Raw genomic sequence first — 15094 nt, 5'->3', positions numbered from 1 at the left:
AGTATAAACAGGTGAAACTATGAACTTACGTGATCAACCACTAGGCCAACTGGCTCTATCTATTTCTGGCGCCAGTGCCATATTCCGTCAATATAACCTCGACTTTTGTTGCGGTGGAAAAAGAACATTAAGCAAATCTGCAGAGAAAGCAGGACTCAATATTGATGAAATTGAAAGTAAATTAATTGCCCTTTCAGAACAGCCATTAGAAAAAGATTGGCGACAAGCTCCATTGAGTGAAATTATTGATTTTATTATTGTTCGTTATCATGACAAACATAGAGCACAATTACCGGAGCTTATTCTACAAGCAGAAAAAGTAGAGCGGGTTCATGAAGCAAAACCGACTGTTCCTAAAGGGCTATCTCGTCAGTTAACGCTATTATTAGATGAGCTGACAAGCCATATGATGAAAGAGGAACGCATTCTCTTTCCTATGATAAAAAATGGATTAGGAAGCCAAGCAGGAGCACCCATTAGTGTTATGGAACACGAACATGATGATGCTGGTGAAATTGTTGAAGTGATTAAGTTTATTACCAAAAACGTCACGCCACCACCTGAGGCCTGCACCACATGGCGAGTTCTTTATAATGGTATTAATGAGCTTATCGATGATTTAATGAATCATATTAGCTTAGAAAACAACTTATTATTTCCAAGGGCATTAGCGGGCGAGTAGTCGTGTACATACAGGGGATTTCATTATCCCCTGCCATTTTTATAACAATCAGTAAACCCTACCGCTCACCTTGAGTATCTATTAACAAACGCTGATTTATATATTCGATAGTCTCGTCTATCGTCATAATATTATTAACGACATTAGTAATACCTTGTCCGATAATAATTTCGGCTTGGCGCAAATTAAATAATTTGCCATTTGGTACTGACGATTCTCGTATTCCCTTATTAATTTCTTGATAAGCTAATGTCATCCATGGGTAACGATGGCTAATTTCTTGGTTATGGCTGAAATTTTGATGATTACTGTTTCCACCTAATAAAATAAGGTGATCCATAACCACAGGGGAATAAAGCCAACGATAAAATTGCTCTGCATATCGTGATTTTTGGCTATAACGTGAAACCCCTAATACGCCACCGCCTAATTGCGGAATACTTCCTGGTACAGGTGCAAAACCTGTTTTAGGTAAAATATTGCTATGAGCAACATCGTTAAATAAATTCATATAAGCGATAAGCATAGCAAGATGCCCTTGCTCAAATTGTCTAACCGACTCACTCCACCACTTATTATGAATATTCTCAGTGATCGACAACTGTTTTAAATATTCTTCTAATATTTCACTTGCTAAAGGCATTTCTAATCTAGGAATATTATGGCTTCCTATTAAGCGCCCGCCTTTTGCGTAATAACGTAATAGATATTCTGTTGCGATCAATCCTGCACTACCCAATGTTGTTGAAGCTCCCATTGGGCGACTTAATTGCCCTTCTTCATGTTGTTCAGTAAAAAACTGCGTCACATTATCGTATTCTTCAAATGTCGTCGGTACAATTAACTCATTACCTGTTTTTTCGTAATACATTCTTTTTAGAATAGGATCTTCAAACAAGTCTTTTCGATAAAATAGGAGTTGCGCACTAGCATCAAAAGGCATGGCATAAGCAACATTATTCACTAAACTAAATTTCTGCTGAGTAGGCAGTGAAAAATTATTTAATAAATCTGTTAATCCGTTACCGATTTTATCTAATGGCTGTAGTATTCTTTCCGCAAACCAAGGAAAACAAGCCATATCAATACGCAATAAATCATAATATGGATGTAAATGTAACTGACTTAATATTTGATAAACTTCATCGTATGGATGTATTGCTAAATTAACTTTAATGCCTGTTTGGCGATAAAAATGGGGTAGCAGCTTTTTTAATGCACTGGTTGAAGGGCTAGGTAAAATCAATAAATTAAGACTTATATCTGCTTTATCCTCACTGACAACTGCCGGCGTTAATGTATAAAGATGATCGCTTTGATTACGCACAAAAGTCACATTCTTTTCAGTTATTTCACTTTCATACTCTTCTTGCATTAATGCATCCATGACTTCTAATCCAAGTTGAGCGTAATTCATTGGAAAGTAATACAACCCTTTTAATACAGGTGGAATATTGTCGCTCAATGCAAAAATAGGAGGGCAATCATTATGGCTACCGAAATAGCTGGCTTGTGTTAAATAACGAGCTTTCTCTATATCTTGAGCAATAAATATGTCTGGGATTTGCTCCATAGAAAAGAAATCAAACGCAATTTTATAACTTTCTTCATCTGACGCACAAAGCACCACATTTTTTTTATTGGGTGCATTCTCTAAAAGTCGATTTTGTAATTCATTGGCAAAGTTTTGATTATTTAAATAGTCGCTACTTCCCATAAAAATGCCCACTAATTTACCTGTGGTTTTTGCAACCTGTTGGCAAATAGCTTCTGCGGCTTGAGCAAAATCGAGTGTGAAATATCGTTGAACATTTAGTGGTTCACGATAAACAAATGCAACTTGAGAAGGCGGTAATTTTAACGTGTCAAAATAAATATTTGCATCTTTAAGACAGCTAACGGTGATCACTTGTTTATAGCCACCTGCTGCAATTTTCTGTAATGCTTCTAATTCGGTGGTTTCAAGATCATCGGTTAAAAAAAGATCGTAAGTTACCTCAGGAAAATGAGCAATAGACTGTCTTAAGGAATTAAAAAAAACGGCATATTTTTCAGAAACTAATTGAGGTAGAAGTATGGCAATTTTATGGCTTTTATTGGTTCTTAACAGTTGAGCCTGTGTATTTAATTGATAGCCCATTTGTTTGGCGGCTTGATACACAGCTTCAATTTTCTCAACACTCACATTCCCACGTTTATTCAATACGTTAGAAACCGTTCCATGAGAGACACCTGCTAGTTTTGCAATATCTTTAATCGTTGCCATTGACCTTTTTCCATCTCAATTTCTGCTTTCACTAGCATACCTGAATTATTTATCGCGACTACTGCTAATTGATTTGAACGTTCCATTTTTAATTTGTTTATAAAACAAGCGCTTGTTACTTATCACAAATAAATGATTATCAATATCAATTAAAATATATATCAATATTAATCAATACGATAAGAAATTTAATTTGAATAAGATCACTGATCTGATCTTCATTTATTGGCAAATAATCTTCATCATTTTATTATTGGAACGTTCAAATCAATCTATAACTTACAGATAGCCAACACCAGATAATTAATAAAATCATAATAAAACAATAGGATAAGGGGATTTCTTATGAAACTTCATTTTTTAGGGACGGCTGCCTCAGAAGGCATACCCAATCCCTTCTGCCGTTGTGAACACTGCCTGAAAGCAAGAGAACTTGGTGGGAAAGATATCAGAACTCACTCTTCTGCCATTGTCGATGACATTATGTTAATCGACGTATCACCTACATTTAGTTACCAATTAATGCGTGATGGAATGGATGCTACCAATTTTGAAAGCCTTCTATTCACTCACACTCATCCAGATCATTTCAATGTTGGCGATCTGTTTAGCCGAATGGAAGGTTATGGTTTTGAAATTAACCATCCTCTTCATATTTTTGGTAATGATCGCGCGATTAATGGATGCATCGAAGTTTTACCTGGTTACAGTAAAGAGCGTTTTGCTTTTCACTGCTTAATTCCTTTTGTTACTGTCGAAAGAAATGGCTATAAAATTACACCATTACTCGCTAATCATGCGAAATGGGAACTTTGCTATGTTTATCATATTGAGAAAGATGGCAAGGTTATTTTCTATGGACATGATTCTGGTTGGTTCCCTGAATTAACGTGGAAATGGTTAGAGAACAAACCACTAGATATCGTTGTTTTTGAATGTACTTATGGACTCAATGGTAAAGATCGTACCGATAATCATATGAGCCTAGAAACCGTATTTGCAGCAAAAGAAAAACTGCAACAGCAAAGTTGTTTACATCAAAATACACAAATTGCCGTTTCGCATATTTCACATAGTGGTAAATTGCTTCATCACGAATTAGAAGCTGTTTGTGCTCCTCATAATATCCGCGTTGCCTACGACGGATTAACGTTAGAAACAAATTAAGAGGAGAACGATGATGGATATGAAAATAACCTCTCGCTTACTAATAATGATGTTTGTGCAATATTTCATGCAAGGTGCGTGGAATATGACTATGGGGCTAGTATTAAGTAGCTATGGTATGGCAAGCATTATTGGTAATGCCTACGCTTTATTAGGCGTCGCTACAATTATCTCTCCATTATTTATTGGTATGGTGGCTGACCGTTTCTTTGCTTCACAAAAAGTCATGGGTATCCTTCATTTAATTAATGCCGCAGTCATTATTTGTGTTCCTCAATTTATTGAAGCACAAAACAGTGGCATGACTTTATTCTTAATTTTCATTATTGGATTATTGTTTTATCCAACAACTGCGCTTTCAAATAGTATTAGTTTCTCCCATATTAATGGCGTGAAATATTTCCCTATTATTCGTGTATTCGGTACGTTTGGTTTTATGGCTATCGGATTTATATTAGGTGAAATGGGCTTCTCTGGTAGTACGATGACTTGGTATATCGCTTCTGCTGTAGGTGTTTTACTTGGTTTCTACTGCTTTACTTTACCTAACACGCCACCAAAAGCGAAAGGTAAGCCATTCTCTACTCGTGATATTTTATGTTTAGATGCGCTTTCATTATTTAAAGATCGTTATTTCGCTATCTTAATGTTTAGTATCTTTGTTTTAATGATCCCTAAAACAGCGTACTCCGCTTATATTCCTGTTTTTATTAAAGCATTAGGTTTTAATAATGCAGCGTCTATTATGCAAATAGGTATAGCCTGCGAAGTTCTGTTTATGTTTGTATTGTCATTCTTCTTAATGAAGTTTGGCTTCAAAATTACATTACTTTTAGGTGCTGTTAGCTGGATCATTCGCTCAATATTCTTCTCTTATGCTGCGGTAAATACAGAGTTTTACTTTATCGTTATCGGATTAATGCTACAGGGATTATGTTGGGACTTCTTCTTTACTGCTGGTGATATCTATGTTGACCGCAAAGCCAAACCGGAAATTCGTGCTCAAGCACAAGGCCTACGCTTTATTGTCTCTAATGGTTTCGGCCTATTATTTGCTTCCACTATTTGTGGTCAAATCTTTAATTCAACCGTAACAGAAACAGGTGATGCTGCATTACCACAGTGGTCAACATTCTGGATATACCCAGCAATCGTTGCTGCCGTTGTAACCCTATTCTTTATCTTCTTCTTTAAAGATGATGTGAGTAAAAAGAAAAATAACGAAGATAAGAAAGTACCAGAAGGCACAGTAACTCCTTAGTCTTAGAATAATAGGCCAACGTTAGGAGCAAACCATGGACGCATTAATTCAGTTTGTTGGCAGCATTGGCCCTTTATCACTATCAAGTATCGCTAAATTACTGGCCGCCTTTATTTTGGGCGGCCTTATTGGCTTAGAGCGTGAATCAAAGGGAAAACCTGTCGGTTTTAAAACCTGTGTCATTATTGCCGTTGCCAGTTGTTTATTAACTATTGTCTCTATTCAATCTGCGGAATATTACGCCAATATTTCAGACAATATTCGTAGTGATCCCATGAGATTAGCAGCACAAATTATCAGTGGTGTCGGCTTTCTTGGCGCTGGCGTTATATTGCATCGACGTGATGATGCCATTTCAGGCCTGACAACCGCAGCCATAGTATGGGCTTCAGCAGGGGTTGGTATTGCTTGTGGTTCAGGTTTTTATTGGCATGCCATGATTGTGACTGTTCTCTTTTTTATGGCTATTCAACTTAGCCCACAAGTGGTGCTATTTCAGATGAAAAACCAACGCTTAGGTAAGATTAAAGTGCGCATGTTATTTACTCATGAAAGCGGTGTTCCTCTTTTAATTGAGTATTTGAAAAACCATAAAGACGTGATTGAAAATCTGACTATTCGCGATATTAAAAAAGAGCGTGTTGAAGTGAATTTGAAACTGTTAGTCCGACAAAAAATTACCTTACCCGAATTTTATTGCTCATTAAAACAGCTTGAACATGTTCATTCTGTTTCTTTAGATCATTAATATATTCAAAAGTAAAAAGTGCGCACTACCTTAGATAACTGCGCACTTTTTTATTATTTTGATGATCGATTAATTGTCTTATTAAGGATTTTTCACGACTAACGGATTACCAAAACGCTCTAAATACATCATGCCAAAGATGGTTGAAGCATAGTCTGTAATATGTCCTACATCACGATATACTGGCACACCTTCTATATCGGTTAGACAGATATTTTTATCACACTGCACATCTTTAGGGTCGATGATAATTAAGGTTGGATAGTCCTTTTTTAACTTAACAAATAACTGATTCATCCATGTATTTCCCTCACCTTTATAGTTTTTGGGGTTACAATTATTATCTGCAAAATCCTTTCTTAATTTTGCATTTTCATAAAAACAGGTCATAAAACCACTTGGCATAGAATTAACTGTTTTAATAAAAACAGGCTTAGCCCCTGTGGCAATAATTATATCAAGCGCTTCACGCATCGCTTTCTCAACGCGTTTGCGAGACTCTTCAACGGTTCTAACATCACCTATCTTATTAATGACATGATTTGACGCGTAGTTATTCCAAACTTGCCCAAATATTACATAATCGAAGTGACCATTCCTGATAAGTTGATAATATTTCGCCGTTTGATCGTAACAACGTTGATAAACTGTATTTTTATGATTAGACCAGTCATAAAGATAAATATTAGGAAGCGTAATACACGATGAAGTTGCTTGTGCATATACATCTATTTTGGCGTCTTTACCTAAAATATCCATAAAGCCCCAATAATGATTTGCATGAGAATCACCAAATAAAAAGGCTTTTTTCTGGCTTCCTACTTCACCAATATGACACATTTTATCTGGATCAGAGGCTTCGAAATTCATACATTTAGTTCGATTGGGATAATCAAACTGATTCAATTTTGCTTCTAAATTAACGTAATTTTGCCCAAGCCTTGCTCCAATACCTTGATATTTTTCATTCAATGCATTTAGCCCCAAAGCGAATAAAATAGGAACAATTAACAAGAGAGTGATGGAATATTTAAAGGCTAAACGCTTTCTTCTAAACGGTTTTTCAATCAGAAAATAAGAGCTAATTGATAGCAATAAGGTTAATGCTAACAGTGATCCCTTTTGCAATTCTGTATTAAACACACCAACATAGCGTGCAACAGCAAATAATGGCCAATGCCATAAATAGAGAGAATAAGATAATAACCCAACGATCACGATTGGCTTTAACGAGAGTATTTTTTCAATAATACTTCCATGTTGTCCAGTATAAATAATTAGCGCAGCACCAAGACAAACATACAACGTATTAAGATTCGGATAATCTGCAATAATATCGTTTTGAAATGCAACCCAAACAATAACACCTAGCGCAATTAAGCTAATAACATCATTTATTCTTCGATTAGGTTTTATCTTTGTTGGGAAGTAGGCAACACAAGCTCCCAACATAAATTCAAAGATCCGCGTACTAAAATAGTAATAATTTTTCGGTTGGTCTTTCTGGTAATAAAACACCAGAACAAATGAAATAACAGTGACTAATACCACCGGATAAAAATGATTAACTCTTTCTTTTACATTAATTTTGTGTAGAAAATAAAGAGCAAAAGGCAAGAAAAGATACCATTGCCACTCTATCGCTAAAGACCACGTATGCAATAACGGTAAAAATAGTGCATCTTGCGCTGCATAGCTGGTTGTTGCTCTCGCAAAATATTTATTAGAGAGAAAGGCTGAGGCATATTTCTCGCTATTCGTAATATCTAAATAATCACTAGGTAGATAAAAAAGTCCAGATATCACTAGAACTGAAATTAGTACAACAAGATAAAGTGGTTGTAATCGCCATAATCGACGATTATAAAAATCACGAAATGAAAAATTACCTTGTGACAATGAAGTTTTAATTATCAACGAGATCAAAAAACCAGAGATCACAAAGAAAATATCGACACCAATAAATCCCGAAGGAATTAAGCGATTATCCAAATGGAACAGGATAACCAGAATAACAGCGACCGCTCTTAAACCATCGATATCAGCACGATATTTTACATTCATAATTCAAACACATAATCCGAATAAAAAGAATCGTTGAATTATATACTAATTAGCTATATCGCTTTAGTCACAAAAAGATGAATGCGATTTAATATTTATGATTAATAACACCTAAATGGCCATAACTGATTAAATTCCATCGTTAAACCCAATTGTACTTCAGAGGAAAGTGAACCTTTGCTTACCACAAATTTTGGATGTCGGATAATGATAGGAGTGTTAATCGCATAATGTATTAATGATGATCGGTTTTGCTCTAGCTCATCATAAAGCTTCTTCATATCTGCTGATGACGTACTATCACGTAATCGCCCAAGCGTAATATGGATAATGTCTTTATGAAGTTTACTTTCAATTGGGATCTGCTGATAAATCTGTTGCCTAAAGCGTGTTAATTCCTCTGAAATACCCGTTAATATCAGACTACCATTGGATGTTAGGACAACGTCATTAAATAAAATTCCAATACTTTTTATTTGATTAAAGATTTTTGCAATCTCATGACACCACGATAATAATACAGGCCGTTGTAGTTTAAATTGCTCATTTTGTTGATTACAAATCGTTAATAATGTGGAATGAAATTCTTGGGGCTGAGTAAATTCAATAAATGGAAATTTAAGCTTAAGCTGTTCGCAATAAACCATTAACTTCTGACTAAAGGGAATAAAGCTTTCCTCAATTTCAGGCTGAGAAATCATTAAGTACCCTGCATTTAAGCTGACATCAATAATACTTTCATCATTAATTTGTCGTTGCCAAATTTCGCCAGTTGCCAATTTTTTGAGCGTTGCTTGTGTCAGAAATTCGTATGCCATCAAGACACCTTAATTAAAAATAAGACAATAATTAGTACTTTGGTTTGAGTGGCATTTAAAATCAAGTTTTAGAGTCAATAATAAAAAAGTGGCTTTATTCTAAAAGCCACTGTCACATCAAAGGGGGAGATGTTGAAATATGGGTCTATCTATAAAATTATCAATCAAAGTCAAATCGATTACAGAAAATTAGCTGCTTTAAACTTCGCTAAAGCATCAGCTTTTTGCTCTGCCGTCATTGGACGTAATGGGCGACGAGGGTCACCAACATCAATACCATGCAGTTGCATTGCTACTTTTCCTGCTGCAACACCGCCGTACTCAACTAAAACACGAATAATCGCAATCACTTTATCCATGCAAGCAGTAACACCTTCATGATCACCAGCTTTAAATTTTTCAATAATTTCAAGGTATAATGGTGCAGCATAGTTATATGTGCTACCAACTGCACTTAATGCACCACAGGCTAATCCCGCAGGAATAAATTCATCAACACCAAATGGCACATCATATTTTCCGCCATCTACTCGTAAGCAACGCTGGAATTCATACATATCGGGAGAATTAAATTTCATACCAGATAAATTTGGAATTGCTTTACCCGCTACTTGTAAGAATTTCTCCATATCAATACTTAAGCCTGACATGGTGGAGTGATAATAGTAAAAACCTTTAGATGGCGCACTTGCAGCCGCTAAACGACAATATTCAACGAGATCATCAACATTGCCTGGTTTAAAAAAACAAGGGCCAATAACGGATGTTGCTTTGATATCTAAGGTTTCGGCATGGCGAGCAAGTTCTAGCGTATCAGCAATACTTAATGCACCTGTATGAATAATAAGATCAAGCTTACCCTGACTGGCACTAACCCAGTGTTCAGCCACTTTCTTACGTTCTTCAACAGAACAATGAATACCTTCGCCTGTTGTTCCTAATACATAAGCACCTGTCACACCACTTGCAATTAGGTGTTTAGCTATTTCATCAATGACAGGATAATTAACGCTACCATCAGTTGCAAAAGGAGTATGAGGTGCGGCAATCAGTCCAGAGAGTTTGTTCATGATAACTTCCTTTGGAGGTTAATTTCTTTTCTATTAATTTTATGGAGCTTAACTCTATATTAGGGAGCAATACTTCAGAACGCAATAACGAAATGAGCATTAAAGGAAGAGAAAAATGAAAGTGTGATCTTTAGCCAATTTTCACTAAAAATCACACAATGTAGAGATAAACTTATGCGGAATGAGTCTGTTTTAGCGCATTCAATGTTCGCAGTTTTTGCTCTTTAACCATATCAGGCTGAGCTTGCACTAATAGCGTATAAAGAAGATCTAATACAAAGAGTTGTGCGGTTTTTGTACCAATAGAGTCACCTTGCAGTTTCCCTTGTCGGTTACCATTAATTAAATGATGATCAGCATACTCCATAATTTGTGAGCCTAAATTATGAGTCAATGCGATCGTGCTGGCTCCTGCTTCTTTAGCTAATTTAAGAGCATGGACCGTTTCAGGAGAATTACCGGAATGGCTAATTCCAATAGCCACATCGCCTGGTTTTAATAGAGAGGCTTGCATATACATAAAGTGGTTATTTGTAACAGCATCAACACGATAGCCAATTCGCATAAGTTTATTTTTTAAATCTTCTGCTGTAATTCCTGAAGAGCCAACACCACAAATAAAAATATAATTTGCTGATAATAAAGCATTTACAGCACCTTGAACTTGCTTCATATCGAGCAGATTTAATGTCTCTGATAATACGTTATTAATCGTTGCTTGAAGTTTTAAACCAATGGTATGGATATCGTCTTGATGGGTCACTTCTGCATCAAGAATAGGTGACTCTTCATTATCAGAGGTCGCCATTTCAATCGCCAAATCCATTTTAAAATCTTGAAACCCTTTATAACCCAATGTACGGCAAAAACGCACAACCGTCGCTTCACCCGCTTTTGTTGCTTGTGAAAGTTGAGCAATAGAGAGCTGAGTAACTTCTGTAGGATGGAACAGGATATAGTCTGCAATGCGCTGTGATACTCGCGTTAGACTATTTTTCATTGCGCCTAGCGTATCAAGTATTTTACCCGGCTTTAATCGAGTCGTTGCCTGTTCTGTCATGGAGATTATCCTTGGTTGCAGAAGATACACGGAAAAAAATTCTGCCAACAAGAGTACCAATTCCAACAGGTTAAAAAAAGCCTTGCTCATACAATAATATGATAATAAAAAACGCTTTATTCCTTAATAGCATCAGAATACAACTTACTGATACATCAGAAATAAAGCGCTTAATAAAAATAGTAATTATTAGTCGGTCAATGCGGTGACATCTAACTTAACAACGACTTTTTTCAGTGTGTTTGCACCATTTTCAGCCGAAATGCCCGGTTTATGAGGTTCATAAGGCATAAAAACAGCAAACATGCTTGATGAAAGTGTTAAGGTCTGTTGACCTATTATTGTGTCGGTTAGTTGGTAATCATCAGCCTCATTATAAGGCGCCACGTCTTGTGCTGAGCCTTGTATACCAAAATCAATAATTTCTTCGCCACTAAGCAATATTTGAATATCAATATAACGCTGGTGTAACTCAGCTCGCTTCTGTTCACGAGGCTGTGTATCAAACGTCATAACATTCATAAATAGCGTTTCACCGTCAATCTTATAACTACCCGGAGCAAGTGAAGCAGGATCAAGTGCTAATGCTTTTTCCATCGCGTCACGCAACGCGGGATTCATTTCTGGCATTGTAGCCAAATCTGATATGTGTCCAAATAACATAGATTATTCCCTATTAGTTTCCTGATGTTTCACTATCATCTAATGAAATTTGTTTTGCTGATGCGAAAAGCGGTGCTGTAATTGTTCCTGCGATAACAACAGACATCGCACCAATCACTCCGTAGAAGAAGAAATTAAGATCACTGCCATAACGTGCAGCTAATACAGCAATAATACTGACAATGATCCCGACAACTGCACTACCTGCATTAGCACGTTTGACAAAAATACCCAGCATAAACAAACCGGTCATTGGGCCACCCATTAAACCAATCAGACTATTAAAGGCATCCCAAATTTCAGATTCATCAGATAAAACTAACCAAATTGCAGCTAAACTACTGAAGACACCAGCAACAATAATGACTAATCTTGCGACTTTCATTTTTTGTTCAGCGCTGCGTTCAGATTTGCTTAAACGAGTGTAGATATCAGAATTAAAACAGCTTGAGATACTGTTTAAGCTACTCGAAATGCTGGATTGAGCCGCAGCAAAAATAGCTGCAATAATTAATCCAGCAATACCAACAGGCATTTCAGTCACAATAAACAGAGGCAGAATACCTCCTGTATTAAAGCCTTCAGGTAAGAAATTAGGATTCTGTTTGTAATACACAAACAAAGCAGATCCAATAGCAAAGAAGAAGATAGGAATAATGGCAACTAATTTCGCATTTGTTATTAGTGTACGTTTTGTTTCTTCAATAGAATCCGTCACGATATAACGCTGTACGACATCCTGACTTGCTGTAAACTGTTGAATGTTAGCGAATAAAAATCCAATCATCAAAACAGGAATAGTGCTATCCGTCCAACTCCAACGAAATTGAGTCGTAGGAAAGAATTTATCAGCTTGTGATGTTGCTGTGAAAATTTCACTAATTCCGCCATCAACTTTAAAGCAGATCATAATAAAAATAAGAACTGCACCACCTGAAAGCAATAACCCTTGGATAACGTCCGTCCAAATAACACCTTCAATTCCGCCCATCCAAGTATAAATAATACAGAGCAAGCTAATCAGTACGATTAAAACAACAGGGTCAATACCCATAAAAGGGCGTAAAGCAAGTACAGTTAAATAAGTAATAATGGCAATCCGACCAATATGGAATAACATAAATGAAAGGCTGGCAAATAAACGACTGCGTATATCAAAACGTGCTTCTAAATATTCATAAGCCGAAGTGATTTTTAATTTTCTAAAGAAAGGAATATAAAAATAAAAAACTAATGGCAAAATAGCGATAGCTAAATATTGCCCGATAATAAAAGTCCAGTCGGAAGTATAGGCCTTTGCTGGGATCGACATAAAAGTAATAGAACTTAAAGTAGTCGCAAAAACAGAAACCCCTGCGGCCCACCCAGGAACCCGGCCTCCTCCACGAAAATAATCATCCGCTGTTTTTTGGCGTTTAGAGAAATAAACACCCACGAGTAACATTGCAGCTAAATAACCAAACAGCACTGCATAGTTAATAAAACCAAAATCATGTAATTGCATTTTTTAGTCCTGCCATATGTAGGGTAAAAGGTAAGTTTTACGACAGTTTTTTATTGCTCTCTAGCCCAAAGGACAGCGCCCCAGAGCCCGGCATCATGATGATAGTGAGCCGATAATATCGGCACTTGTAATGCAACTGGTTGCTTTATCTGGGCTGCTTGAACGAGTTCGATATATCCCTTTGCCAGCCCAACACTTCCTCCAAGAACGACACAATCAGCATCTGTTGTTGCTTTAATATCGGTCACCAAATTTGCAATGATGTTTGCTGAACGTTCGATAATTGATTTTGCTTGTAAGTTTCCCTGATGAAAGGCAGCAAAAATCGCTTTTGCATCTTTTCCAGCAAGCTCCCGTGTCGCTTGTGATGCAATTGCACGACCAGAAGCGATTGCTTCAACACAACCATAGCGACCACAACCACAAAGTGGGCCATGAGGATCGGCAAGCGTGTGACCTAAATGACCTGCAATACCTCGCTTTCCTGTAAAGAGTTGTCCTTGTTGAATTACGCCACCGCCAACACCTGTCGATACGGTGATAAATGCCATATCGGAAATAGTTTCACGACGATGATCATATTCAGCCCATGTGGCTGCTTGAGCATCATTGAGTAGCCAACAAGGCAATCCTGTAAGTGCGACGAGTGTTTCTTTTAAAGGAAAGTCTTTTAGTCCACCTAAATTACCCGGATTCAATGCGGTCAAAATGCCATTACAAATAATCCCTGTTGATGCGACAGCAACTCTATCTGCATCGCTTTTTAGTGGTGTAGTAATAGCAACTAAAGCTTCATAAAGTTGCGTTGGTGATGCACTTGCGGGTGTGGCTATCTGAGTATGTTGTGTCAATTGGTTATCTCGACTGATTAGTGCCGCCGAGATTTTTGTTCCTCCAATATCAATTGCTAATGTATTCATTTATCTAACTCCTGCTGCCACTTTAATGCCTGAGTAAACCAATCACAGACATGCTCAAGACGCGTCAATGCAGAGCCTACTGTGACAGCCCAAGCACCAGCTTGCATTCCTCTTGCGGCAATCATTGGTGTGTTATAACGCCCTTCGGCAATCACTCGGCATCCCTTTTCGGCCAATGCGGTGACAAGTTGTAAATCAGGTAGTTTTGGTATCTCACCACCGGTATAACCCGACATCGTTGAGCCAATAAATTCAGTGCCTAACTCTTGGCAATACATACCTTCGTCAAAGGTGGCACAATCTGCCATCGCCAATCTTCCTAAACGATGAATATGAGCTAATAGTGTTTTCACTGGTATAGGACGCACACGATCAGTACCATCAAAAGCAATAATATCGGCGCCCGCTTTAGCTAAGTCATCAACATCACTAAGCCACGGAGTGATCCTTACTGGGCTATCAGGTAAATCACGCTTCACAATGCCAATAATCGGCACATCAATAAGAGGACGAGTTGCTCTTAAATTATCAATTCCCTCAATACGCACAGCGATTGCTCCTGCATTTACCGCTGCTTGAGCCATTGCAGCAACAATCTCTGGCTTATCCATTGGGCTATTATCAACAGGCTGGCAAGACACAATCAGTCCGCCTTTTTGTTGAATATCTTTAGTCATCTTTTCAATTAGCGCCATTTTGACTCACTGTTCTCTTTTTTGAAATGTAACTCCAAATTATAATATTTTACGGAGTTTAATTTCTCAATCAAAAAAACAGTAATTTGTGAAGAAGATCAAACAATAATCAATATCTTCTAACACACTGATAAATAAACAAAATAAAAAGTAGAGTGATGTTTCCACCACTCTTC

At 37.0% G+C, this 15094-nt stretch carries 13 protein-coding genes; 4 read left to right on the top strand and 9 right to left on the bottom strand.

Annotated features, from left to right (window positions below; genetic code table 11):
- The first annotated feature begins 19 nt into the window (after window positions 1-19).
- Window positions 20-682 (top strand): iron-sulfur cluster repair protein YtfE, encoded by a 663-nt coding sequence (gene ytfE / locus GWJ01_RS04220; RefSeq protein WP_098941606.1) that lies wholly within the window; start codon window positions 20-22, stop codon window positions 680-682.
- 58 nt (window positions 683-740) lie between these two features.
- Here ytfE and GWJ01_RS04215 read toward each other — a convergent pair whose 3' ends face one another.
- Window positions 741-2948, bottom strand: coding sequence for an extracellular solute-binding protein (locus GWJ01_RS04215; protein WP_161710733.1), 2208 nt, complete (start codon window positions 2946-2948; stop codon window positions 741-743).
- A 345-nt stretch (window positions 2949-3293) separates the two neighbouring features.
- On the opposite strand from GWJ01_RS04215, the gene GWJ01_RS04210 reads away from it, so the two are divergent.
- The 3 genes from GWJ01_RS04210 to GWJ01_RS04200 are packed head-to-tail and all read left to right on the top strand — an operon-like array spanning window position 3294 to window position 6124.
- A complete protein-coding gene (locus GWJ01_RS04210; protein WP_109395252.1) occupies window positions 3294-4115 on the top strand; it encodes an MBL fold metallo-hydrolase in 822 nt (273 codons plus the stop codon).
- 13 nt (window positions 4116-4128) lie between these two features.
- Window positions 4129-5376, top strand: coding sequence for an MFS transporter (locus GWJ01_RS04205; RefSeq protein ID WP_109401643.1), 1248 nt, complete (start codon window positions 4129-4131; stop codon window positions 5374-5376).
- A 34-nt stretch (window positions 5377-5410) separates the two neighbouring features.
- On the top strand, window positions 5411-6124 hold the full coding sequence (locus tag GWJ01_RS04200; protein ID WP_109395250.1) for an MgtC/SapB family protein: 714 nt from the start codon (window positions 5411-5413) through the stop codon (window positions 6122-6124).
- Window positions 6125-6205: 81 nt separating this feature from the next.
- Here GWJ01_RS04200 and GWJ01_RS04195 read toward each other — a convergent pair whose 3' ends face one another.
- The 8 genes from GWJ01_RS04195 to GWJ01_RS04160 all read right to left on the bottom strand — a co-directional run bounded on the left by GWJ01_RS04195 (window position 6206) and on the right by GWJ01_RS04160 (window position 14918).
- A complete protein-coding gene (locus GWJ01_RS04195) occupies window positions 6206-8188 on the bottom strand; it encodes an acyltransferase family protein (RefSeq protein WP_161710732.1) in 1983 nt (660 codons plus the stop codon).
- Between the two features lie 101 nt (window positions 8189-8289).
- Window positions 8290-9006 carry a hypothetical protein gene (locus GWJ01_RS04190; RefSeq protein ID WP_161710731.1) on the bottom strand — a complete coding sequence of 239 codons (717 nt, stop codon included), beginning with the start codon at window positions 9004-9006 and terminating at the stop codon, window positions 8290-8292.
- A 179-nt stretch (window positions 9007-9185) separates the two neighbouring features.
- A complete protein-coding gene (locus tag GWJ01_RS04185; RefSeq protein WP_109401646.1) occupies window positions 9186-10076 on the bottom strand; it encodes a dihydrodipicolinate synthase family protein in 891 nt (296 codons plus the stop codon).
- A 172-nt stretch (window positions 10077-10248) separates the two neighbouring features.
- Window positions 10249-11136, bottom strand: a complete 888-nt coding sequence (locus GWJ01_RS04180) for a MurR/RpiR family transcriptional regulator (RefSeq protein WP_088494247.1) — start codon at window positions 11134-11136, stop codon at window positions 10249-10251.
- Window positions 11137-11325: 189 nt separating this feature from the next.
- Complete coding sequence (nanQ, locus tag GWJ01_RS04175; protein ID WP_109401647.1) at window positions 11326-11799, bottom strand: N-acetylneuraminate anomerase; 474 nt, start codon at window positions 11797-11799, stop codon at window positions 11326-11328.
- 13 nt (window positions 11800-11812) lie between these two features.
- Window positions 11813-13303: a sodium:solute symporter gene (locus tag GWJ01_RS04170; protein ID WP_109395246.1), complete on the bottom strand. Its 1491-nt coding sequence runs from the start codon at window positions 13301-13303 to the stop codon at window positions 11813-11815.
- 50 nt (window positions 13304-13353) lie between these two features.
- Window positions 13354-14223: an N-acetylmannosamine kinase gene (gene nanK, locus GWJ01_RS04165; RefSeq protein ID WP_109401648.1), complete on the bottom strand. Its 870-nt coding sequence runs from the start codon at window positions 14221-14223 to the stop codon at window positions 13354-13356.
- Window positions 14220-14918: an N-acetylmannosamine-6-phosphate 2-epimerase gene (locus GWJ01_RS04160; RefSeq protein WP_109395244.1), complete on the bottom strand. Its 699-nt coding sequence runs from the start codon at window positions 14916-14918 to the stop codon at window positions 14220-14222. The genes nanK and GWJ01_RS04160 overlap by 4 nt, the downstream gene beginning before the upstream one ends.
- Between the last annotated feature and the right edge of the window lie 176 nt (window positions 14919-15094).

It is taken from the genome of Proteus sp. G2618 (assembly GCF_009915995.1).
GTDB lineage: Bacteria > Pseudomonadota > Gammaproteobacteria > Enterobacterales > Enterobacteriaceae > Proteus > Proteus terrae.
Note: the sequence above shows the minus strand (reverse complement) of the source record. Positions and strands in the feature narration are given on the sequence as shown.

Excerpts from the sequence above, each read along its gene's own strand:
- ytfE (WP_098941606.1), top strand. The coding sequence starts at position 20 with ATGAACTTACGTGATCAACCACTAGGCCAACTGGCTCTATCTATTTCT.
- GWJ01_RS04215 (WP_161710733.1), bottom strand. The coding sequence starts at position 2,948 with ATGGCAACGATTAAAGATATTGCAAAACTAGCAGGTGTCTCTCATGGA.
- GWJ01_RS04210 (WP_109395252.1), top strand. The coding sequence starts at position 3,294 with ATGAAACTTCATTTTTTAGGGACGGCTGCCTCAGAAGGCATACCCAAT.
- GWJ01_RS04205 (WP_109401643.1), top strand. The coding sequence starts at position 4,129 with ATGGATATGAAAATAACCTCTCGCTTACTAATAATGATGTTTGTGCAA.
- GWJ01_RS04200 (WP_109395250.1), top strand. The coding sequence starts at position 5,411 with ATGGACGCATTAATTCAGTTTGTTGGCAGCATTGGCCCTTTATCACTA.
- GWJ01_RS04195 (WP_161710732.1), bottom strand. The coding sequence starts at position 8,188 with ATGAATGTAAAATATCGTGCTGATATCGATGGTTTAAGAGCGGTCGCT.
- GWJ01_RS04190 (WP_161710731.1), bottom strand. The coding sequence starts at position 9,006 with ATGGCATACGAATTTCTGACACAAGCAACGCTCAAAAAATTGGCAACT.
- GWJ01_RS04185 (WP_109401646.1), bottom strand. The coding sequence starts at position 10,076 with ATGAACAAACTCTCTGGACTGATTGCCGCACCTCATACTCCTTTTGCA.
- GWJ01_RS04180 (WP_088494247.1), bottom strand. The coding sequence starts at position 11,136 with ATGACAGAACAGGCAACGACTCGATTAAAGCCGGGTAAAATACTTGAT.
- nanQ (WP_109401647.1), bottom strand. The coding sequence starts at position 11,799 with ATGTTATTTGGACACATATCAGATTTGGCTACAATGCCAGAAATGAAT.
- GWJ01_RS04170 (WP_109395246.1), bottom strand. The coding sequence starts at position 13,303 with ATGCAATTACATGATTTTGGTTTTATTAACTATGCAGTGCTGTTTGGT.
- nanK (WP_109401648.1), bottom strand. The coding sequence starts at position 14,223 with ATGAATACATTAGCAATTGATATTGGAGGAACAAAAATCTCGGCGGCA.
- GWJ01_RS04160 (WP_109395244.1), bottom strand. The coding sequence starts at position 14,918 with ATGGCGCTAATTGAAAAGATGACTAAAGATATTCAACAAAAAGGCGGA.